The organism is Hyunsoonleella aquatilis, assembly GCF_014270105.1.
Lineage (GTDB): Bacteria > Bacteroidota > Bacteroidia > Flavobacteriales > Flavobacteriaceae > Jejuia > Jejuia aquatilis.
This window is the reverse complement of record NZ_JACNMF010000002.1, coordinates 54689-75545: the sequence shown is the minus strand read 5'-3', so window position 1 is coordinate 75545 and position 20857 is coordinate 54689. Positions and strand designations below refer to the sequence as shown.

Sequence of the window (20857 nt, the reverse complement as noted above, 5' to 3'; positions counted from 1 at the left end):
TTCAACCGCTAAAAAAAAGCAGATGAAGAATAGAGTATTGTTTTTAGTATTATGTGTTTTTCTTAACGTAGGCCTTGCCCTTGGGCAGTCTAAGGAAGATCGTGTTAACAGTGAAGCCGTTTCGAAAGCCTGGAATTTAAAGGCGGTGAGCGATTTTAAAATAGCGGAAGGTGGGAAGGCAACATATTATAAAGATAAGCGAAACGGTGCTCTGGCTGTGAATGCGGCGGATAAATCTCAAAGGGATGTGTTTGCAAGCGCTGAAATTACTTTTGAAGGTAAACCGGGGTTTTACAAGCCATTTTTGCGCACAATGACCGAAAATGACGGCGAATCCGTGTATAAAATTTTGCTGAATGGTAATGAGATTATAACCATTACCAACCCGAAAACCAAGGTATCTTTTGAAAGGGTAACCCACGATTTGGACGTAATTATGTTGAAAACAAATGATATCGTTGAAATTCAATCTAAAGCAGTGACCAATGGTGAAATCCCTGAAAATGATGGCACTGCTTGGTCCCGGGGGCGCTGGACGGGCTTGGATCTTATCCCGAAAGAACTACTATCAAACAAAAAGGAATTCCTGCAAGCCTTACTAAAGGATGTGGTGCCGTTTGAGGAAAATGAAGGTCTTTTAGAGGTTGAGGCTGAGGATTTTCACCATAAATCCAATAATGGGTCGCCTCGTGATTGGTACGTGAGGTCCAAAACGAGTATTGTCCCAATTAAGGACATTATCTTGGAGGATCATGCCGATTCAGCAAGTGGAGAAGCTTATCTTGAAGCTTTACCTGATACCCGGGTGACACATGATGATACACTCGTTAAAAACGAGAATTTTTTCGGTGTTCCAGGGACTGGTGGAACGGTTTCTTATAAAGTTAAAATACAAAACCCCGGCACTTATTACGTATGGGTTAGGGCATATTCTACAGGAAGTGAGGATAATGGTTTGCATGTTGGTTTAGATGGAGAATGGCCGGAAAGTGGTGCAAGAATGCAATGGTGTAAAGGGAAAAATTCTTGGGCCTGGTCTTCAGCACAACGAACAAAGGAAAAACATTGTGGTATTCCTCAAAAAATAACTTTAAATATCAAGGAAAAAGGCATACACTACGTCACCTTTTCCATGCGGGAGGACGGTTTTGAGTTTGATAAGTTTATCCTTTCCAAGGCTGTCGATTTTAGGCCCGAATAATTTTTTTACGCTCTGCTTTTTACGTAAAACCCTTATTTTTCAGGTGTTTGGTTAAATAGATTTACAAAACCAAATAGAACGTTAATACCCTTTTTTTATGTGCTTAATTTCATTACTTTTGGCGGAATTTAAAAAACAAGAAAGGATTATGAAACTTATTAAATTATCAATTATAGCATTAGTGATAAGCTTTGCATCATGCCAAAACAAGCCGGGAGCGGTTAGCAAAGATGCGCTAAAAACCGAAATAGACTCTGTAAGCTATGCCATAGGAATGGATGTAGGAAACAGTGTGAGTTCAAATTTTGAAAACATCAATAACGATTTGTTTATTGCAGGTTATATGAATGTTTTGGATTCGGCAGAAGTATTGATAGATAAGGATGAGGCTGCAAATATAGTACAAGGTTATTTTCAAAAAAATCGTGAGAAAATCATGAAAAGGCAACAGGAAATCGCCGCTAAAAAAGCTGAGAAGGCATTTGGACATATCAAGACCGAAGGCGAAGAGTTCTTAAAGAAAAATGTAGAAAATCCTGATGTTAAAACCACGGACAGTGGCCTGCAGTATATTGTTTTGAAAGAAGGTGATGGTGAAAAACCAACCACTGCTGATAGGGTAAAGGTACATTATCACGGTACTTTGATTGATGGTACTGTTTTTGACAGTTCTGTTGACAGAGGTACACCAACCGATTTTGGAGTAACCCAAGTGATTAAAGGTTGGACCGAAGGTTTACAATTAATGAACGAAGGTGCAAAATATAAATTTTTCATTCCTCAGGAATTGGCTTACGGTGCGAGACAATCTGGGCCAAACATCAAGCCATTCTCTATGTTGATTTTTGAGGTAGAGTTATTGGAGATTTTAGATAAAAAATAGATTTTATACATATTTAGATTATAGAAACAGGAGGCAATTTAGCTTCCTGTTTTTATTTGAGACTTATTACATTGTAACTTTGTATTTAAAAGAAACTTATAAATGGCGCATAAAGCTGGCTTTGTAAATATAATCGGTAACCCCAATGTGGGGAAATCTACTTTGATGAATGCCTTTGTGGGAGAAAAACTATCTATTATTACCTCAAAGGCACAAACCACCCGTCATCGGATTTTAGGGATTGTAAATGGTGACGATTTTCAGTTAGTGCTTAGCGATACCCCGGGCATCATTAAACCAGCTTATGAGTTGCAGCAATCCATGATGGATTTTGTAAAATCTGCTTTCGAGGATGCCGATATTTTAATTTACATGGTTGAAATCGGTGAGCAAAATTTAAAAGATGAAGCATTCTTTCGAAAAATAACCAGTGCAAAAATTCCCGTTTTATTGTTATTGAACAAAATTGATACATCGCATCAGGAACAATTAGAAAATCAAGTGCAATTGTGGACTGAAAAAGTACCCAATGCTGAAATATTTCCTATTTCGGCTTTGGAGGGTTTCAATGTAAAAGAAGTGTTCCATCGTATTATTGAATTGCTTCCCGAGTCACCTCCATTTTATCCAAAGGATCAGTTGACGGATAAGCCTGAACGTTTCTTTATAAACGAAAAAATTAGGGAAAAAATCCTTTTGCACTATAAAAAAGAAATTCCTTATGCCGTTGAAATTGAAACCGAAGAGTTTTTTGAAGAGGAAAAAATTATTAGAATCCGTTCGGTAATAATGGTGGAGCGCGATTCCCAAAAAGGTATCATTATCGGTCATAAAGGGAGCGCTCTAAAACGAGTGGGTATGGAGGCTCGAAAGGATTTGGAAATCTTCTTCGATAAAAAAATTCACTTGGAACTTTACGTCAAAGTGAATAAAAATTGGCGTAGCAATCAAAACCAGCTGAAACGTTTTGGTTACAATCAGCGCTAAATTCTAACCTTTATTTTTTGATTTCGTAACATTAGCTTTAATGTTGGGTTTCATATTTGTGGTTTAATTAATCAACAAAAATTATGAAACTCAAAAACGTATTCAAATTATTTAGTATTGCCCTTTTGGGGACTTTTACCGTATTTACCTCTTGCGGAGAAGATGGTGAGGATGGTGAAGATGGTATGGATGTTACCTCCTTTGCCAAAGTTGCCAAAGTTGCTTTTGGAGATGGCGTTCCAGAAATTTCTGCCTATGATGTCCAAACTCAAACTGTATTTTCAACAAATTCTGAAGCAAAAGAAGTTGAGGTAATCGACATTTCCGATGTAGGGAACCCAGAAGTGAAAATGCCGATCGATGTGACTGCTTACGGTGGTAACGTAAATTCCGTGGCCTGTAAAAATGGCTATTTGGCCATTGCTATTGAAGCTGAGGATAAGCAGGCTAACGGTAAAGTTGTGGTTTTTAAAACTGACGATTTACTGACGCCTTATGCTGATGTTACAGCTGGAGCATTGCCAGATATGGTAACTTTTACTCCTGATGGAAAGTATATCTTATCCGCCAATGAAGGTGAGCCAAACGATGATTATGATGTAGATCCAAAAGGTTCTATCACTTTAATAGAAGTCGAAACAAAAACAGCTACTCAAATATATTTTGATGCTTTCAATATTGAAGAAGCCACCTTGGAAGAAAAAGGATTTAGGGTGTTTGGCCCAGGTGCGGATTTAAGTACGGATGTTGAGCCGGAATATATTACGGTGTCTTCTAATTCCAAAACTGCGTTTATCGCATTGCAAGAGAACAACGGTATAGCCAAATTAGATATCGATTCTAAAACGATCACAGATATCTATCCTCTGGGAACTAAGGACTATTCAAAAGTTGCTTTCGATTTAAGTGATAAAGATGGTAATACCGGGAACCTTCAATTTTGGCCAGTGTTGAGTTTTTATCAGCCAGACGCCATTGATTATTTTGAAATTGGTGGCAACGGCTATATTATTACTGCAAATGAAGGGGATGCAAGGGATTATGATGGCTACTCCGAAGAGGAAAGAGGAGACGATTTGACTTTAGACCCTACAATTTTTGGTGATCCGTCTGAACTTCAAGCGGAGGAAAATCTAGGTCGTTTAAAAGTAACTACTGCCAATGGAGATACCGACGGTGATGGCGACGTGGACCAAATTTACGGATACGGTGCGCGTTCATTCTCCATTTGGAGCACATCGGGGCAATTGCTTTTCGATTCTGGAAATGAATTCACTTTAATGACCTTATTTGACTTTGGAAATTATCCTGAAAACAGGTCGGACGATAAAGGAACAGAGCCGGAAGCGGTAACCACTTTTGTAGAAGGCGATAATACCTATGCGGTTATTGGTTTAGAACGAAGTGGGGATGTACTGATTTACAATATTCGTGATATTTACAATCCATTTTTTGTCCAAAGATTAAGAAACACCTCGCCCGAAGGTTTATTGGTTGTAGATGCAGAGGATAGCCCAAACGCTAAAACCTTGTTAGTCGTTTCCAACGAATTTCCGGAAGATGCTACTTTGAATATTTATTCAAAATAAATCACAAGTCATAAAAAACGAAAGGCCAGAGTATTTAATTTGCTCTGGCTTTTTTAGATCAAGTAAAAATCCTAATACTAACTTCTTGATTAGGTAACCATTAGTTAATATAACAATTCAATATTTGCATATCTCAAACTTTGTTTAGTTTGGTTTAGTTTTGAGTTAGTTAGTTTTTAAAAGCCTTAGGTTGTATCCTCCTTCAACTAGGGCTTTTTTTGCGCAATAATCTTTTCCATAAAGTCATGCAAATCATGCATTTCGGGCTTGCTGGAATCCCGCCCGATACGTCCGCCGAAGTATAGCGCAAACCAAATAATTACCATCAAAACCATCAGGCTTATCTGAAGGATGTATTCATTATTTAGAGTCCAATTGGTGTAAGCCCAAATGCCAAATGCGAGAAAAAGTGTGGCTACAATAAAATGCAAAAACATAAACATCGTCCAAATGGTGGGATTGGGACCAAATAGACCATGGAGCAGACTTGAATTTTTATCAACTTCGTCAATTTCCAAATGGAGTTGTGGCGACCAAAAATGCTGGTCTTTCTTGGGATATTTTATAAATACGTGATTGTCAATTCGGGTCACCGTGAAATCTGTTTGGGTTTTCTTGGCATTCTCAAAACGTTGCAAAACGGACTGGTTGTCTTCTTCTAATTCCACTTTGAAACGTGGCCTTAATACAATCTCATTTTTGGCGGGCATAATGTTCAGTTTGCATCGTTAAATTAGTGTTTTTTCTTCAACTTTAAGTAGTACCTTTGCTCCCAATTTAAGAAACATGGGAAATATAGTCGCAATTGTTGGAAGGCCAAATGTTGGGAAATCGACCTTTTTCAATCGTATGATTCAAAAAAGAGAGGCCATTGTTGATGCCGTAAGTGGTGTAACACGGGATCGCCATTATGGCAAATGTGAATGGAACGGACGAGAGTTTTCCCTAATTGACACTGGAGGTTACGTGCTAGGAAGCGACGATATTTTTGAAGCCGAAATCGATAAGCAGGTGGAGCTGGCGATTGACGAAGCGGATGCCATTATTTTTATGGTAGATGTTGAGAGCGGTGTTACAGGTATGGACGAGGATGTCGCAAAACTATTGCGAAAAGTATCAAAACCTGTCTTTTTGGTGGTGAACAAAGTGGACAATGCCAAAAGAGGGGAGGATGCCGTAGAGTTTTATTCACTTGGACTGGGCGAGTACTACACTGTGGCCAGCATCAACGGTAGCGGTACGGGCGAATTATTGGATGCGCTAGTGGACGCACTTCCCGAAAAAGTAGAGGAGGACGTGGAAGAATTACCCCGTTTTGCAGTGGTTGGTCGGCCAAATGCAGGGAAGTCCTCTTTTATAAATGCATTGATTGGCGAAGATAGATATATTGTAACCGATATAGCTGGTACGACTAGGGATTCAATTGACACCAAATACAACCGATTTGGGTTTGAATTCAATTTAGTGGATACTGCTGGAATCCGAAAAAAGTCTAAGGTAAAAGAAGACTTGGAGTTTTATTCGGTGATGCGAAGTGTTCGAGCCATTGAACATTGTGATGTGTGTCTGTTGGTTTTGGATGCCAATCGTGGTTTTGACGGTCAGGTACAGAATATCTTTTGGCTTGCGGAACGTAATCGAAAAGGCATTGTGGTGTTGGTCAACAAATGGGACTTGGTAGAAAAAGACCATAAATCAGTAAAGGATTACGAAAAAGCCATTAAGAGGCAGATGGAACCCTTCACAGATGTGCCTATTGTTTTTATTTCGGCATTGACCAAACAACGTATTTATAAAGCTATTGAAACCGCCGTTGAGGTGTATAAAAATAGAGCAAAGAAAATCAAGACAAGTCAGCTCAATGACGTCTTGTTGCCCATTATTGAGCATTACCCACCACCGGCTTACAAGGGCAAGTTCGTGAAGATTAAATACATCATGCAATTGCCCACGCCTCAACCACAATTTGCGTTTTTCTGCAATTTACCTCAATATGTAAAAGACCCCTACAAACGCTTTTTGGAGAATAAACTACGGGAGAAGTTTGATTTTACAGGTGTCCCGATTAGTGTTTATATGCGGAAAAAATAACTTTTTTCAATAAATAATTGTTCTTTTCAATAATAAATCTATCTTTGTGTCATACTTAAATAGTACACTAATACATTAGTAATGATATCGATTCAAAATCTTTCTTACAGTTACAGTAAAAAGAGTAGCTTATTTAAAGACTTAAACTTCAATCAAGAAGCAGGTAATATTGTTGGGTTACTTGGAAAGAATGGTGCAGGAAAATCAACGCTTTTAAATGTGATGTCTGGCTTACTCGACCTTAAGAAGGCAAAGGTTAGTATAAACGAGCACATCCCTTTTAAAAGAGAACCGGATTTTTTAAACGATGTCTTTTTGGTAACAGAAACGCCATTTTACCCATCGTTATCCATAAAGTCTTATGTTAAAGTTTATGGAAAATTGTATAAAAATTTCGATCAAGAAAAAATGAGTAAAATTCTCGATGATTTTGAATTGGATGAAACCCAAAAGCTTCATAAACTTTCACATGGGCAGCAAAAAAAGTTTACTATAGCGTTTGCCTTGGCCACAAATTGTAAATTGTTGTTACTGGATGAACCCACTAATGGTTTGGATATTCATTCTAAAAGTGTTTTTAGAAAAGTTTTGATTAGTTCTGTTGATGAAAATCAATTAGTCGTTATTTCTACGCATCAAGTTAGAGACATTGAAGCTGTAATCGATAAAATTGTCATAATGGATAAAGGCGATATCATTTTTGAAAAGGAGGTGACAGCCATTGTTGAGAAGATTCAATTTAAAAGAGTTGCATCTCTTGCAGAAAAAGAGGTTTTTTATTCTGAAAAAAGTGTGGGGGGTCATGATACTATCATGCCGGTAAATGATGAAGAAGAAACCCCAATTGACATAGAGCTACTTTTTAAAGCCGTTTTAAATAAAGCCGATATTAAACTATAGTTTAAGGTATTATGAATAGATATTTTAATTTAAGCCGTTTTTTTAAGTTTTTACAATATGATATAGCGCTTCACAAAAAGAAGTATGTACTGTTTGCACTAGTTATGTTTGTGGTATTATGTTTTGCTAGTTATTATTTGTTGGATGATAACTATAGAATTCTTGAGGAGTATGCGGATAGTTATAATTTTGATAAACAGCACAGGGATTATGTGAGTTATTTTGTTTGGTTTTATTTAATTTTTTCAGTTGTAGTAGCCGGTAGCTCGTTTAGTTTTTTTAGAGATAAAGAGGGAACTTCAACCTATTTAAGTTTACCGGTATCCAACTTTGAAAAGTTCTTTTATGAGTTTCTTATTAGAGTAGTGCTCTTTAATCTATTGTATTTGCTGTTTTTTTGGTTAAGTTTTAAGTTAGCTACCCTTATGTTTGCCCGAGAGTATAGTCGGGGTTTCATGGACATACCTAGTTTTGGAATCTTGGATTCACTTGATTTTGTTAAAAATAAATTAGATAGAAACGTAGCCTTACTGTCGTTGTTTTCATTTACCACGTTTATGTTCGCGGGTGCAAGCTGTTTCAAAAAATATGCGTTATTCAAAACTATTTTGGCTTTAGGAGGGCTATTCTTATTTGCGTATGTTGTGACATTAATTTTGTACCATATTCTACTGCCGAGTAAAGTGGATGTTTTCGGTATTGAAGTTATTTCTAGAGATTTAGAAGATGAGTACGAGAGCAGTCATGTTGCACTCTATAGTATTGGTGCATTATCAAGTTTATTTTTATTGCCATTCGCCTACTTTAAACTCAAAGAAAAGGAAGCATAATGGAATTTAAGGCAACCAAAGGTATTTATTTACAGATTGCAGATAGTATTTGCAACCAAATTTTGGAAGGTAAACTACAGCCAAATGAAAGGGTGCCTTCTGTTCGCGATTTGGCAGCGGAATTGGAGGTAAATAGAAATACCGTAATGCGCACCTACAGTTATTTAGAGGGTGAAGAAATTTTTAATAATAAAAGAGGTGTAGGTTTTTTTGTAGCAGAACACGCCGTGAAATTAATTAAAAACAGAAATAAAAAAGAGTTTTTTAAAAATGAACTCCCCATTTTATTAGAAAAAATAAAGCTACTGCAATTGGATAGTAACGATTTAAAAGCACTAATTGACGAACTAAAACAAAACGATCCCAATGAAAACAAGTAATTATATTTTAATTGGCTTTTTAGCATTTATAACTCTTGTATTAGTGAGTTGGCATGTAGATTCTATGTTTCATGAAGAAGAATATGATAAAAAGAAAAAAGCACGAACAGATTTTTACTATACCCGACAATGGCTTGAAAAAAACAAGGATTCTATTGAAAAAATAGAAGAATTTATAGTGATATCAGAAGAATATTTTAAATATTACAATGGCTATTATGACTACGCAAGTGCAGCAAGTTTATTGAATGATAAATTTAATTTAACCAAGGATACTTTTAATTTAAAACTTGCAAAGAAGTGGATAGATAAAGCTCATAAATTGGAGCCAAATAATCGTTTTGTAAATGAAGTTTGCGGCCGGACGCTTTTAAATTTAGGTTTGAAAGACGCTGCAAAACCTCATATAGAGGTATTAATAAAACAAGATTCTGCTAAAGGGATTACCTATGAGTATTATAAGAATGCTAAAGGCGATTCTATTAAAGTTAGAAAACCCTTAAAGTAACTTTTAACATTACAACTACTAAAATTGGCTATTTGTTAAGAAAACACATACTGTTTTAATCTTACTTTCGTTACATTAGGACTGGCTGTTAACACTTAAATTTTTCCCATCTTTTGAAAATCATCACATTCCTATTTGTATTAATATCAATACAAAGTTATTCTCAAATTTTAAATCCCGTTACATGGGAAACTTCACTTGAAAAGATTTCGGAAAACGAATATGATATAGTTTTTACTGTGGATATTGAAAGCAGTTGGCATTTATATTCACAATACCTTTCCGAAGGCGGACCATTGCCCACCGTATTTAAGTTTGAACCTAATGACAATTATAAATGTGAAGGGCAACCATTAGAAGAAAATGCCAAGGAAGTATATGAAGCCGTTTTTGAAATGAATGTAAAATACTTTGAAAACAAAACAGTTTTTAAACAACGTATTATTAAACTAAATAATGAGCCCATAGATATAAAGGGCACCATACACTATATGACCTGTAACGACGAAAAATGTATTCCTGGATCCAAAAATTTCGAAGCATCAATCAAATAAACTATCAATTATGAACAAATTCCTTTTTATCCTCTTCGTTGGGGTAGTATCATCTCACCTTTACGCTCAAAAAGTCATTGAAAATCCAGAATACGGGCTCGCTACATATCCAGGAGAAATTACAAAAATTGAAATGCTAGACACCACAACGGTGTTGCATTTCAAATTAAAAAAGTTGCCGTGGGGATATTTTCATTTGCACGAAGAGTCTTATATCCAAGATTTAAGTGGAGATAAAAAACTATTTACTATTAAACTCACTGGAGCAGAGTTTAAAAGAAATTATTTTCCAAAATCCGGAGAAGTTACATATCAGTTATATTTTCCGCCTTTAAGCAAAACTGTTAAAACTATTGAGTTTGGGGTAGAAAAAAAAGGTGGCGGTGGTATTTATGATATTATAATACAAGAAGATGAAAATAGTGTATTATTACCGAAAGAGCTTCGGGGGAACTGGTTTTTAGTTGATGGTAGTAATCGTTGGGATTATGGTTTTAATTCCAAATATGCCATTGTAGATGGTATAGTTTGGAATTATAAATCTGTTGACCAAAAAGGCAAAAAATATACTATAACTTTAGAGAAAGGTGGCGAGGTTAAAACCATAAATGCAAAACTCGGAAAAAATGGAATGGTTGCTTTTGGCGGTTCACCTAAGTCACTACAAGATTATAGTTTAGAAAAGGTGTTCAACCCAGATTTTAAATTGCCAAACGATGTGGCTTTTGAAAACGTGGAGTTTGAAATAAGTACTGCTACATATTCTGGAATGATAAAAGGGTTTTCAAAAAGGATGAAGCAAAAAACAGGCATGATTCATGTCAATAACCCATTTTTAGGAGGCCAAGAATCGCATTTGGTTAAAGTAAGTGAGGATGGCAGTTTTAAACTGGAACTTCCGTTAACTCATCCGCAAACGGTGTACGTAAAAACGCCAATCGGTAGATACGATGTGTTTTTAGAGCCTAATAAAGAAGCGTTTCATTATATCCATAACAGAGACTCCTATTTTATGGGCGATAACGCCCAAATTAATGCTGACTTACAAAAATTAAAAGACATTACACTTAGTTTAAGTAAGAAACAGTATAAAAAAATAGGAGAAACATCTCCAAAGGATTATAAAAAATTATGCCAAGAATTAAAGGAAGAATCTCTGGGTAAACTTAGGTTATTTCAAAAGGATAACTTTATTAGTAAAAAAGCATTGCAAATAAAGAACACAGAAATCGAATTGGGGTTTTACGATATGCTACTGAGTTATGACATGTATCGCCGTTCTATGGCTTCAAAAAATAAAAGAGCCAAAAACGAGAAGGATAAAGTACCTTATAAAGAGTTTGAGGTAGATGAGGATTACTATAGTTTTCTGCCCAAATCTATTGCAGATAATAAGCTATTAACCTTGTCTAACAGCTATTACTTTTTTACAAATAGGTTAATGTATGCTGAGATTTTTAGAGAAGATCGATTGTCTCAATTAAACAGGGCAGAAATGGCTTATTGGTTGCAGAAAAAAGGCATAGAATTAACTACTGAAGAACTTAATATGGTGGAGTCAAGTAAGCAAATAGAAACTCCAGAAATACGCGCCAAAGAAGAAAAATTCAGAAAGGCGCATGGTGATACTGAACAAGCGTTTTATAAAAAGTATAGGAAACATTTTAAAGATGTTCGGAAGTTTATAAAAGAAAAAGACCAATACAAACATCATTTTATCCTTAATGTTGTGGACTATTTAAAAACTAAAAATATTGAAATTACAGATGAAGAAGCTAAAATGGTAGAGGCCTTAGCGGTTTTAAAGACACCTATTGAAATTGAAGAAGAGCGTGTATTTAAAAAACAGTTTGAAGGTGCCGTAAAAACGTTTTATGACAAATACAATAAACATTCATCTGAGATTTTTAGGGTACGGCTGAGTGAAGCTAGAGACAAGAAAATGCGAGCGTTTTTTGGGAAGCAAAATTCCTTTTTACAAGATGTAATGAAAATACAAACACTTAGTAAAAAGTTTGAAGACTATAAAGTTTATAATAATGAGACTTTGGTCAAGGCGCAAGAGAAGATTCATACACCATTTTTAAAAGAGTATTTAGCATTTTGTAATGAGCAAACCAAGGAAAAAATGGAGCTTAACAAAACCAAAGGAGGTTATACCGTACATAGTGTGGAGAAAAGTGAAGGCGATGAGTTGTTTGCCTCCATGTTGGAAAAATTTAAAGGTAAAGTAGTTTACGTAGATTTTTGGGCTACCTGGTGTGCCCCATGTAAATCAGGTATAAAAAGAATTGCTCCTCTAAAAGCAGAAATGGCAGATGAAGATGTGGTGTTTTTGTACATAACCAACCAAACCTCGCCAGAGGGAACATGGAAGAATGCGATAGCAAATATAAAAGGAGAACATTACAGAGTGTCGGAAGACGAGTGGAATTATTTAGCTGAAAAATTTAATATCTCTGGTATTCCGCATTATACATTGGTAAACAAGGAAGGTAACATCGTGAAACCCAAAATGCCACATATGGACAATACCAGTTTGAAAAGGATATTTAAGGCAGAAATGGCTAAATAACATATTTTTTGGTGTAAAGATTTTACAAAAAGAGGCAGTCTAAAAGTGACTTTTTAGACTGCCTTTCTTATTCATCATAAGGCCTATGTAATTGAAATAAATCACCACCCCCCAGAAGCACCGCCTCCACCACCAGCACCTCCTCCAAAGCCACCACCAAAACCGCCTCCGGAAGACCATCCACCACCGCCTGAACTTCGGCCCCAGCCACTGGAACCGCCACGATAGTTGCCACGGCCCATATTGCTAAAAATGATGGCCTCCAAAATATCTTGCCCGGTAGAACGATGTCCTCTATTGCCACCTCCACCGCGTCTATTTTTGGTAATGGCAATAAGTATCAAGATAAAAATTAGGAAAAGCACAAAATAGAAACCAATGGGCAACCCATTGTTATTCGATTTTCGCGAACCCTTGTATTCCCCATTCATAACCTCAAAAATGGCATCCGCGCCACGGTTAAGGCCACCATAGTAATCATTTCTTTTGAAAAATGGGATGATGTCCCGCTCAATAATCCGTTTGGACATGGCATCGGTCAACAAATGTTCCACGCCGTATCCCGTATTTATGGCAATACGCCTATCGTCTCTTGCAAGAATAATTAAAATACCATTGTCTTCTTTTGCTTGTCCAATACCCCATTCAGTCAACCAATTAGCCCCTAAATAATTAATGTTTTCGCCTTTGGTAGAAGCAATAATGGCGACAACTATTTGTGTAGAAGTAGTATCCGAGTATTTAATGAGTTTACGCTCGAGGCCACCTTTTTCTGAAGCATTTAAAAGATTATAATAATCATAAACACTGGTTTGAAATTCTGGTTTTTCAGGAATATCGAATTGGGCATAAGTTGTGCAAAAAGAAAAAAGCGCCAACATAAGGATAAGTACAGTTTTCTTTTGTTGCCTATACTGCGACTGCGAACTGCCTACTGAATACTGCATACTGCCCAATTATCCTTTTGAAATTTCGTTAGTCAACTCATTCGTGTCCCCATCTTCATAAGGGAAATAAGTCTGAAGCTGTTCACCAGACTTTAAAATCCCTTCCACCAACCCTTGCTTAAAATCTCCTTTTTTAAAGTGGGATTGCATTATGTCTTTGGTGCTGTTCCAGAAACCGGTTTCAACTACATCATTGATGCCTTTGTCACCATAAATCACAAAGGTTTTGTCCTCCACCGCCACATAAATCAATACCGCATTTTGAAGTTTAGTATTGTCCATTTTTAAGATGTGAAACAACTCCAAAGCACGATTGGATGCGTCCATTTCTTTCGACGTTTTTTCAATATGCACTCGGATTTCTCCCGAAGTATTGAGCTCAGCCTGTCGTATGGCTTCAATAATTTCCCGTTCTTCGTCAGCAGTTAAAAAGTCTTCGATTTTGGACATTAAAACTCTACTTTTGGAGCATTTTCACTTCCTGGAGCGCTCTTAAATCTTGCCATTTCTTCAAATCCAAACCATCCGGCAAATAGTTTTCCAGGGAATTTTGTTGTGTATTTATCATAGATGTTTACTGCTTGATTATAACGATCTCGAGCCACGTTAATTCTATTTTCCGTTCCTTCTAACTGTGACTGTAATTCTAAAAAGCTTTTGTCTGCTTTTAAATCTGGATAACGCTCCACAGTTAATAAAAGTTTGGATAATGCACCGCTTAAACCCTGCTGTGCTTGCTGGAATTGGGCCATAGTTTCAGGAGTCAAATCGCCAGCGTTAATTGTCGTTTTTGTCGCTTCGGAACGTGCTTTGATGACACCTTCCAAGGTTTCTTTTTCGTGAGCCGCATAGCCCTTAACAGTTGCAACAAGATTTGGAATTAAATCCGCACGGCGTTGATACGAACTTTCAACATTGGACCAAGCTGTTTTTGCGTCCGCTTCATATTCCACGGCAGTATTGTTAAAATTGTAGCCATACAAGAAGCCAATTCCCCCTATGGCAATTACACCTATAATTAATAGGCCAATGCAGCCTAAACCGCCAATTACTCTTTTTTTCATAATAAATTAAATATGATGTTAGTGATATCTGTTAGACTCAAAATTGATTAAAAAGTTACTTCTAGTTTTTTCCTTTCGAAATTAACTAAAATGAAAATGGGTGGGGCGGATGAAAAATCGCGACAAATGAAATAATTTTAAAGATGCTCCTTGATTTTTATCAATTGGGTTTTGATGTTTTCCAACTTATTGATGATTTCAAAGTTGCTCAAGGCTTCTTTTTTATCTTCTTTCAAATGGGTTTTTGCACCCTCTAAAGTAAACCCACGTTCTTTTACCAAATGATAGATAAATTTGAGGTTTTTGATGTCTTCGGGGGTAAACTTACGGTTGCCCTTTGCATTCTTTTTCGGTTTAAGGATGTCAAACTCCTTTTCCCAAAATCGGATGAGGGAGGTGTTCACCCCAAAGGCTTTGGCCACTTCGCCAATACCATAATATCGTTTTTCGGGGAGTTCTATATGCATTAATCGAGGGATTGGTTTTCTAAAGAAGCGTTTTCTAAAAGTTTGTTGAATTCTTCAGCCGTTAAACTGCCGTAATAGAAGTTTATTGGGTTAATATGCCGACCGTCTTTCATGATTTCATAATGTAAATGCGGTGCTTGAGAACGTCCAGTGCTACCTACAAAACCGATCAAATCGCCACGTTTTACTTTCTGATTTTTACGAACATTGTATTTATACAAATGGGCGTAAAGGCTCATGTACCCAAATCCATGGTCAATACGAATATGCTTCCCATAACCGCTTGCCCTGGAATCTGCGCGAACCACTACGCCATCGCCGGAAGCATAAATTGGGGTGCCTCGCGGAGCAGTGAAATCCATCCCTTTGTGCATCTTTCTCACTTTGGTAAAAGGGTCGGAACGCATGCCATATCCGGATGCCATTCTGGTCAAATCCTCATTGCTCACAGGTTGAATGGCTGGAATGGCCGCCAACAATTTTTCCTTTTCTTCTGCCAAAACTGCAATTTCATCCAGCGATTTGGATTGTACTACAATCTGTTTTTGTAATATATCTAAGCGCTTGCTGGTTCTTACTATTAGCTTCGAATTGTCATAGCCTTCCAAATCCTTGTAGCGATTGATACCTCCAAAACCAGCGCGCCGTTGCTCTCCTGGAATGGGATTGGCTTCGAAATATACGCGGTAAATATTATTGTCCCTATCTTCAATACTCGCCAAAACCGCCTCGGCTTCAGACATTTTTTTGTTCAGTAAATCGAACTGTAATTGCATGTTTTCCAGTTCGCGCTTTAAAGCCTTTTCGTTTGGGGATTCCACATAATGCCCAGCAATGAATACGAAGAGAAAGGCAAACAGCGCCGAAGCCAGCAAAAACACCATGATAAACTTAAAAGTGTTACGTTTTTTGCGTTCAATTTTTCGGTAAGAAAGCGATTCAGGATCGTAATAATATTTTACCTTACTCATTACTTAATTTATGCTATTTTTGCAGCTATAAAATTTAATGTGGAAGTTGAATTTTACCAACAATTACAACCCAAATTTTTATAGTTTATTGCCTTGTAAAAGGGAATAATAAAATGGGTGATTTATTTGTCCAACTCCGAGTTTGATTTTCAAAATGGAGGATAAAGATAAAAATTGTTTTACAAAAACTATAATTTAACGAAGATTAGCGTAATTACATCCATGAAATCTCAAGAAGTAAGGTCCAAATTTTTAAGTTTTTTCGAGGGTAAAAAACACAGTATTGTGCCATCTGCACCAATGGTATTAAAGGACGACCCCACCCTTATGTTTGTCAATTCAGGCATGGCACCTTTTAAGGAATATTTCTTGGGGAATGCGGAGCCAAAAAGCAACAGAATTGCAGATACACAAAAATGCTTGCGTGTTTCCGGGAAGCACAACGACTTGGAAGAAGTGGGCTACGATACCTACCACCACACGCTTTTTGAGATGCTGGGGAATTGGAGTTTTGGCGATTATTTTAAAAAAGAAGCCATTGCCTGGGCATGGGAATTACTGACTGAAGTTTACGGTATTGATAAGGACATCCTTTATGTGACGGTTTTTGAAGGTGATGAAGCTGATGGCACCGAAATGGATACCGAAGCCTATGATTTTTGGAAGGCACATATTTCCGAGGACCGTATTTTAAAAGGAGATAAAAAGGACAATTTTTGGGAAATGGGCGACCAGGGTCCTTGTGGGCCGTGTTCTGAGATTCATGTGGACATCCGTTCGCCAGAAGAAAAAGCCAAAGTTTCCGGTAAGGATTTGGTGAATATGGACCACCCGCAGGTTGTGGAAATTTGGAATTTGGTATTCATGCAATACAATAGAAGGGCCAACGGGAAATTGGAAACTTTGCCGAACAAGCATATCGATACAGGGATGGGTTTTGAGCGCTTATGCATGGTATTGCAAGACGTGCAGTCTAATTACGATACCGATGTGTTTACCCCGATAATCCGTGAGGTAGAAACTATTACTAATAAATCCTATGGTAAGGGTGAAAAAGTGGATGTAGCCATTCGGGTAATAGCCGACCATGTGCGTGCGGTGGCGTTTTCAATTGCTGATGGGCAGTTGCCCAGCAATACCGGTGCAGGGTATGTCATCCGAAGGATTTTACGTCGCGCGGTACGTTATGGTTTTACTTTTTTAGATAAAAAAGAACCTTTTATTTACCGTTTGGTGGACGTGTTGAGCAATAGAATGGGAGAAGCTTTTCCAGAGTTGAAGGCTCAAAAGCAATTGATTGAAAATGTGATTAAAGAAGAGGAGCAGTCTTTTTTAAGGACTTTGGAGCAAGGTTTGGTATTATTGAACGGTATTGTTGTAGAAACTAAAGGCGAAACCATTTCAGGTGAAAAGGCTTTCGAGTTGTATGATACTTATGGCTTTCCAATCGATTTGACAGCGTTGATTCTTTCTGAAAAAGGATTAAAACTGGATGAAAAAGGATTTGAGGCCGAACTGCAAAAACAAAAGGACCGCTCCCGAGCAGCTAGTGAAATGTCTACTGATGATTGGACGGTTCTAACCGAAAACTCAGACGAAGCATTTGTGGGCTATGATACGCTTGAAGCGAATGTAAAATTAACACGATACCGAAAAGTGTCCTCCAAAAAAGAGGGTGACATGTTCCAATTGGTATTTGATATTACGCCCTTTTATCCAGAAGGCGGAGGCCAAGTGGGGGATAAGGGGTATTTGGAAGATGCGCATGGAGACGTGGTTTATATTTTGGACACGAAAAAGGAAAATAATGTGATTATCCATTTTGCAAAAAATTTGCCGAAGCATTTGGATGAAACGTTTAAGGCTGTGGTGGATGCCAAACAGCGTCATCGCACGGAATGTAACCATACAGCAACGCACTTGTTGCATCAAGCTTTAAGGGAGGTGTTGGGCACTCATGTGGAGCAAAAGGGAAGTGCAGTACACTCCAAGTATTTGCGTTTCGATTTTTCCCACTTTTCAAAGTTGACGGTAGAGGAATTACGTGATGTTGAGAATTTCGTAAACAGACGTATCGAGGGAAAATTACCTTTGGTTGAAAAGCGTAGTATTCCAAAAGAAGAAGCTATTGCCGAAGGTGCGATGAGCCTGTTTGGGGAGAAATACGGGGATACCGTGCGTTCTATTCGTTTTGGGCAGTCCATTGAACTTTGTGGGGGTACGCATGTGAACAACACAGCCGACATATGGCATTTCAAAATTGTGTCAGAGGGTGCTGTAGCGGCTGGGATTCGACGCATTGAGGCCATCACCAACGATGCTGTAAAGGATTTCTATTTTGAAAACAATAGAGCCTATTTTGAAATGCGGGATTTATTGAACAATGCAAAGGACCCAGTGAAGGCGTTGCAAAATCTACAAGATGAAAACACAAATTTAAAGAAGCAGATTGAAGCTTTGTTAAAAGATAAAGCCAAAAACATTAAAGGTGAACTTAAAAATGAACTCCAAGATATTAACGGTGTTCAATTCTTAGCCAAACAATTGGATTTGGATGCTGGTGGTTTGAAGGATGTGGCTTTTGAATTGGGCAGTCAGTTTGATAATCTCTTTTTGTTATTGGCTACGGAGCAAAATGGAAAAGCATTATTGTCCTGCTATATTTCAAAACTACTTGTTGATAGTAAAGGTTTGAATGCCGGGCAGATAGTTCGCGAATTAGGTAAATATATCCAAGGCGGTGGTGGCGGACAGCCATTTTTTGCTACAGCTGGCGGTAAGAATCCAGATGGGATTGCTGAGGCACTCGATCAAGCTCGCAATTTCGTTAAATAATCTCGCAAAGACGCTAAGGCGCAAAGTGTTATGACGGAAAATGAAATCGCGAAGGTTATAGTTGACAAATGCTATCAAATTCATGTCGAACTCGGACCAGGTCTTTTGGAGTCTGTTTATGAAGAGGTTTTGTGTTATGAGTTGGAACAGGAGGGTTTAGAGTTTAAGCCACAAAAAATATTACAAAGAAGTCGAGATGAACGTAGGTTTTCGATGTGATATTATAGTTGAAAATAAGGTGATAATTGAGTTAAAATCAGTTCAAAGATTAGAACCTGTTCACCCAAAGCAATTATTAACATATTTGAAAATATCAGAATTGAAATTAGGTTTATTAATAAACTTCAATGAGGCCTTAATCAAAAATGGTATAACGAGAATTGTGAATAATTTATAAAAATTCTTTGCGACTTAGCGCCTTTGCGAGAGAAAAAATGAACCTTCAAACCAAAATACCATTACTTAAACAGTCCAATAATCTAATTGATTATAAATCTAATATCCTGCTCATCGGTTCCTGTTTTTCAGAAAACATCGGTAAAAAACTCGACTATTTCAAATTCCAAAACACTAAAAACCCTTTCGGTATTTTATTCAATCCAAAGGCAATTGAAACGCTTATTGAAAATGCAGTCCGCCAAAAAGTGTATAAAGATAGTGATGTGTTTTTTCATAACGAGCAATGGCAATGTTTTGATTCACATTCAAAATTAAGCCAATCATCAAAAGAAGGTTTGCGTCATCAACTTAACTATGGAATCGACTTAACAGGGAGGCGACTCAAAGACTCCTCACATATTATTATCACTCTTGGAACAGCTTGGGTTTATAGGCAAATCGAATCGGATAGCATAGTTGCTAATTGCCATAAAGTGCCCCAAAATCAATTCAAGAAAGAATTGCTGTCGGTCGATTCAATTTTTGAATCTCTTCAAAACATCGTTTCTTTAGTAAAAAGCGTCAACACCAAAGCCACCATAATTTTTACGGTGTCACCAGTGCGTCACCTAAAGGATGGCTTTGCCGAAAATACGCTTAGTAAGTCGCATTTAATAAGCTCAATTCATAAGATGATTCCCCCTATGGGCGATAGGGGGCTTTATTTCCCATCTTACGAAATGATGATGGACGAACTTCGGGACTATCGATTTTACAGCGAGGATATGATTCATCCCAATCCAACAGCTATCAACTACATTTGGGAACGCTTCAAATCCGTTTGGATATCCGAAGATAGTTTTCAAACTATGGAAGCCGTAGATACCATTCAAAGGGGACTTCAGCATAAACCCTTCAACCCAAATTCACAAGCCCATCAAAAATTTCTTCAAAACTTGGAGGCTCAAAAGGCAAGGGTTGCAAAACAATTTCCGCACATTAAATTCTAACGATTTACACCAATTGTAATTAAAAAATCGTATATCGTATTTCGAAATATACGCAATTCGTCGTATTGTTTGCCCTTGCTCATTGTTGCAGCTTTGTAATGTTATTAATCAATAAAATTATTCAACAATGAGAAATTTAAAACAAATCATGTTATTCGTAATGGTGGGATCATTACTAACATTTACATCGTGTTCAAACAATGATGACGGCGGAGGCCCATCCAATGCGGCCTCAGGAACTTTAACGGCAACAGTGGACGGCACTGCTTTCCAATCTATGGAAATTTCGTCCTCGGCTACTGTGGCAAATGCAGGTGGCACAAAAAACCTTGTTATAATTGCTTCCAACAGTGATGGCAATGCTTTTGCAATGACCATTTTCGGTTATACAGGGGCGGGTACCTATAAATTAACAGGGGCTGATATTGCGGTTACCAATACGGCATCCTATACCCAAACAAAGGTAAACCTAAGCAACCCTGCGGCCTCGACCACCGAAATTTGGCAGGCGCCATACGACAATACCGAGGTGGGTTCAGTTTCCGTTTCGGAGGAGACCGATACCCATGTAAAAGGCACATTCAGCTTTATGGGTAAAAATGTTAACGGAGATGGATCGGTAAAAAACATTACCGAAGGTTCGTTCAATCTATCTAAGCAAACAACATAGATTTTTGTAAAAGTGAG

Annotated in this window: 20 protein-coding genes and 1 pseudogene; 15 read left to right on the top strand and 6 right to left on the bottom strand. The window is 37.4% G+C overall.

The features are described 5' to 3' along the window. Positions 1-22 precede the first annotated feature (22 nt). The 4 genes from H7U19_RS16795 to H7U19_RS05810 all read left to right on the top strand — a co-directional run bounded on the left by H7U19_RS16795 (position 23) and on the right by H7U19_RS05810 (position 4660). On the top strand, positions 23-1201 hold the full coding sequence (locus H7U19_RS16795) for a hypothetical protein (protein ID WP_222597390.1): 1179 nt from the start codon (positions 23-25) through the stop codon (positions 1199-1201). A gap of 148 nt (positions 1202-1349) precedes the next feature. Beyond that, positions 1350-2084, top strand: a complete 735-nt coding sequence (gene bamJ, locus H7U19_RS05820; protein WP_222597389.1) for a BamJ family beta-barrel-assembly machinery protein — start codon at positions 1350-1352, stop codon at positions 2082-2084. A 102-nt stretch (positions 2085-2186) separates the two neighbouring features. Continuing rightward, entirely contained in the window at positions 2187-3071 is an 885-nt protein-coding gene (gene era / locus H7U19_RS05815; RefSeq protein ID WP_186560070.1) for a GTPase Era, read from the top strand. An 83-nt stretch (positions 3072-3154) separates the two neighbouring features. Continuing rightward, positions 3155-4660 (top strand): choice-of-anchor I family protein, encoded by a 1506-nt coding sequence (locus H7U19_RS05810; protein WP_186560068.1) that lies wholly within the window; start codon positions 3155-3157, stop codon positions 4658-4660. Positions 4661-4866: 206 nt separating this feature from the next. Here the strand turns inward: H7U19_RS05810 and H7U19_RS05805 are convergent, their stop codons facing one another. Then, a complete protein-coding gene (locus tag H7U19_RS05805; protein WP_186560066.1) occupies positions 4867-5370 on the bottom strand; it encodes a GTP-binding protein in 504 nt (167 codons plus the stop codon). 76 nt (positions 5371-5446) lie between these two features. Between H7U19_RS05805 and der the strand changes: the two genes are divergently transcribed. The 7 genes from der to H7U19_RS05770 all read left to right on the top strand — a co-directional run bounded on the left by der (position 5447) and on the right by H7U19_RS05770 (position 12498). Next, positions 5447-6751, top strand: coding sequence for a ribosome biogenesis GTPase Der (gene der / locus H7U19_RS05800; RefSeq protein ID WP_186560064.1), 1305 nt, complete (start codon positions 5447-5449; stop codon positions 6749-6751). A gap of 81 nt (positions 6752-6832) precedes the next feature. Then, positions 6833-7651 carry an ABC transporter ATP-binding protein gene (locus H7U19_RS05795; RefSeq protein WP_186560062.1) on the top strand — a complete coding sequence of 273 codons (819 nt, stop codon included), beginning with the start codon at positions 6833-6835 and terminating at the stop codon, positions 7649-7651. A gap of 11 nt (positions 7652-7662) precedes the next feature. Beyond that, positions 7663-8481 carry a hypothetical protein gene (locus H7U19_RS05790; protein ID WP_186560060.1) on the top strand — a complete coding sequence of 273 codons (819 nt, stop codon included), beginning with the start codon at positions 7663-7665 and terminating at the stop codon, positions 8479-8481. Then, entirely contained in the window at positions 8481-8861 is a 381-nt protein-coding gene (locus H7U19_RS05785) for a GntR family transcriptional regulator (protein ID WP_186560058.1), read from the top strand. The genes H7U19_RS05790 and H7U19_RS05785 overlap by 1 nt, the downstream gene beginning before the upstream one ends. Then, positions 8848-9369 (top strand): hypothetical protein, encoded by a 522-nt coding sequence (locus H7U19_RS05780; protein WP_186560057.1) that lies wholly within the window; start codon positions 8848-8850, stop codon positions 9367-9369. The genes H7U19_RS05785 and H7U19_RS05780 overlap by 14 nt, the downstream gene beginning before the upstream one ends. A 113-nt stretch (positions 9370-9482) precedes the next feature. Next, positions 9483-9923, top strand: a complete 441-nt coding sequence (locus H7U19_RS05775) for a protein-disulfide reductase DsbD domain-containing protein (RefSeq protein WP_186560055.1) — start codon at positions 9483-9485, stop codon at positions 9921-9923. A 10-nt stretch (positions 9924-9933) separates the two neighbouring features. Continuing rightward, positions 9934-12498 (top strand): TlpA family protein disulfide reductase, encoded by a 2565-nt coding sequence (locus H7U19_RS05770; RefSeq protein ID WP_186560053.1) that lies wholly within the window; start codon positions 9934-9936, stop codon positions 12496-12498. A 101-nt stretch (positions 12499-12599) separates the two neighbouring features. Here the strand turns inward: H7U19_RS05770 and H7U19_RS05765 are convergent, their stop codons facing one another. From H7U19_RS05765 to H7U19_RS05745, 5 genes are all read right to left on the bottom strand, one after another. After that, positions 12600-13445, bottom strand: a complete 846-nt coding sequence (locus H7U19_RS05765; RefSeq protein WP_425489552.1) for a TPM domain-containing protein — start codon at positions 13443-13445, stop codon at positions 12600-12602. A gap of 9 nt (positions 13446-13454) precedes the next feature. Beyond that, positions 13455-13895 carry a TPM domain-containing protein gene (locus tag H7U19_RS05760; RefSeq protein WP_186560051.1) on the bottom strand — a complete coding sequence of 147 codons (441 nt, stop codon included), beginning with the start codon at positions 13893-13895 and terminating at the stop codon, positions 13455-13457. Further along, on the bottom strand, positions 13895-14509 hold the full coding sequence (locus H7U19_RS05755) for a LemA family protein (protein WP_186560049.1): 615 nt from the start codon (positions 14507-14509) through the stop codon (positions 13895-13897). Before H7U19_RS05755 ends, H7U19_RS05760 begins: the two co-directional genes overlap by 1 nt. A gap of 137 nt (positions 14510-14646) precedes the next feature. After that, positions 14647-14976 carry a MerR family transcriptional regulator gene (locus tag H7U19_RS05750; protein ID WP_186560047.1) on the bottom strand — a complete coding sequence of 110 codons (330 nt, stop codon included), beginning with the start codon at positions 14974-14976 and terminating at the stop codon, positions 14647-14649. After that, positions 14976-15947, bottom strand: coding sequence for a M23 family metallopeptidase (locus H7U19_RS05745; protein ID WP_186560045.1), 972 nt, complete (start codon positions 15945-15947; stop codon positions 14976-14978). Before H7U19_RS05745 ends, H7U19_RS05750 begins: the two co-directional genes overlap by 1 nt. A gap of 222 nt (positions 15948-16169) precedes the next feature. Here H7U19_RS05745 and alaS point away from each other — a divergent pair, with 222 nt between their 5' ends. From alaS to H7U19_RS05725, 4 genes and pseudogenes are all read left to right on the top strand, one after another. Further along, positions 16170-18782: an alanine--tRNA ligase gene (gene alaS, locus H7U19_RS05740; protein ID WP_186560043.1), complete on the top strand. Its 2613-nt coding sequence runs from the start codon at positions 16170-16172 to the stop codon at positions 18780-18782. Positions 18783-18812: 30 nt separating this feature from the next. After that, positions 18813-19179, top strand: a pseudogene (locus H7U19_RS05735) (GxxExxY protein). Between the two features lie 37 nt (positions 19180-19216). Then, the gene (locus H7U19_RS05730) at positions 19217-20170 is read left to right on the top strand and encodes a GSCFA domain-containing protein (protein ID WP_186560041.1); all 954 of its coding nucleotides are present in this window, start codon (positions 19217-19219) and stop codon (positions 20168-20170) included. A 127-nt stretch (positions 20171-20297) separates the two neighbouring features. Beyond that, the gene (locus tag H7U19_RS05725) at positions 20298-20840 is read left to right on the top strand and encodes a DUF6252 domain-containing protein (protein WP_186560039.1); all 543 of its coding nucleotides are present in this window, start codon (positions 20298-20300) and stop codon (positions 20838-20840) included. The last annotated feature ends 17 nt before the right edge of the window (positions 20841-20857 follow it).

What these genes read in the sequence shown, in the direction of transcription:
- H7U19_RS16795 (WP_222597390.1), top strand. Translation starts at nt 23, where the DNA reads ATGAAGAATAGAGTATTGTTTTTAGTATTATGTGTTTTTCTTAACGTA.
- bamJ (WP_222597389.1), top strand. Translation starts at nt 1,350, where the DNA reads ATGAAACTTATTAAATTATCAATTATAGCATTAGTGATAAGCTTTGCA.
- era (WP_186560070.1), top strand. Translation starts at nt 2,187, where the DNA reads ATGGCGCATAAAGCTGGCTTTGTAAATATAATCGGTAACCCCAATGTG.
- H7U19_RS05810 (WP_186560068.1), top strand. Translation starts at nt 3,155, where the DNA reads ATGAAACTCAAAAACGTATTCAAATTATTTAGTATTGCCCTTTTGGGG.
- H7U19_RS05805 (WP_186560066.1), bottom strand. Translation starts at nt 5,370, where the DNA reads ATGCCCGCCAAAAATGAGATTGTATTAAGGCCACGTTTCAAAGTGGAA.
- der (WP_186560064.1), top strand. Translation starts at nt 5,447, where the DNA reads ATGGGAAATATAGTCGCAATTGTTGGAAGGCCAAATGTTGGGAAATCG.
- H7U19_RS05795 (WP_186560062.1), top strand. Translation starts at nt 6,833, where the DNA reads ATGATATCGATTCAAAATCTTTCTTACAGTTACAGTAAAAAGAGTAGC.
- H7U19_RS05790 (WP_186560060.1), top strand. Translation starts at nt 7,663, where the DNA reads ATGAATAGATATTTTAATTTAAGCCGTTTTTTTAAGTTTTTACAATAT.
- H7U19_RS05785 (WP_186560058.1), top strand. Translation starts at nt 8,481, where the DNA reads ATGGAATTTAAGGCAACCAAAGGTATTTATTTACAGATTGCAGATAGT.
- H7U19_RS05780 (WP_186560057.1), top strand. Translation starts at nt 8,848, where the DNA reads ATGAAAACAAGTAATTATATTTTAATTGGCTTTTTAGCATTTATAACT.
- H7U19_RS05770 (WP_186560053.1), top strand. Translation starts at nt 9,934, where the DNA reads ATGAACAAATTCCTTTTTATCCTCTTCGTTGGGGTAGTATCATCTCAC.
- H7U19_RS05765 (WP_425489552.1), bottom strand. Translation starts at nt 13,445, where the DNA reads ATGCAGTATTCAGTAGGCAGTTCGCAGTCGCAGTATAGGCAACAAAAG.
- H7U19_RS05760 (WP_186560051.1), bottom strand. Translation starts at nt 13,895, where the DNA reads ATGTCCAAAATCGAAGACTTTTTAACTGCTGACGAAGAACGGGAAATT.
- H7U19_RS05755 (WP_186560049.1), bottom strand. Translation starts at nt 14,509, where the DNA reads ATGAAAAAAAGAGTAATTGGCGGTTTAGGCTGCATTGGCCTATTAATT.
- H7U19_RS05750 (WP_186560047.1), bottom strand. Translation starts at nt 14,976, where the DNA reads ATGCATATAGAACTCCCCGAAAAACGATATTATGGTATTGGCGAAGTG.
- H7U19_RS05745 (WP_186560045.1), bottom strand. Translation starts at nt 15,947, where the DNA reads ATGAGTAAGGTAAAATATTATTACGATCCTGAATCGCTTTCTTACCGA.
- alaS (WP_186560043.1), top strand. Translation starts at nt 16,170, where the DNA reads ATGAAATCTCAAGAAGTAAGGTCCAAATTTTTAAGTTTTTTCGAGGGT.
- H7U19_RS05730 (WP_186560041.1), top strand. Translation starts at nt 19,217, where the DNA reads ATGAACCTTCAAACCAAAATACCATTACTTAAACAGTCCAATAATCTA.
- H7U19_RS05725 (WP_186560039.1), top strand. Translation starts at nt 20,298, where the DNA reads ATGAGAAATTTAAAACAAATCATGTTATTCGTAATGGTGGGATCATTA.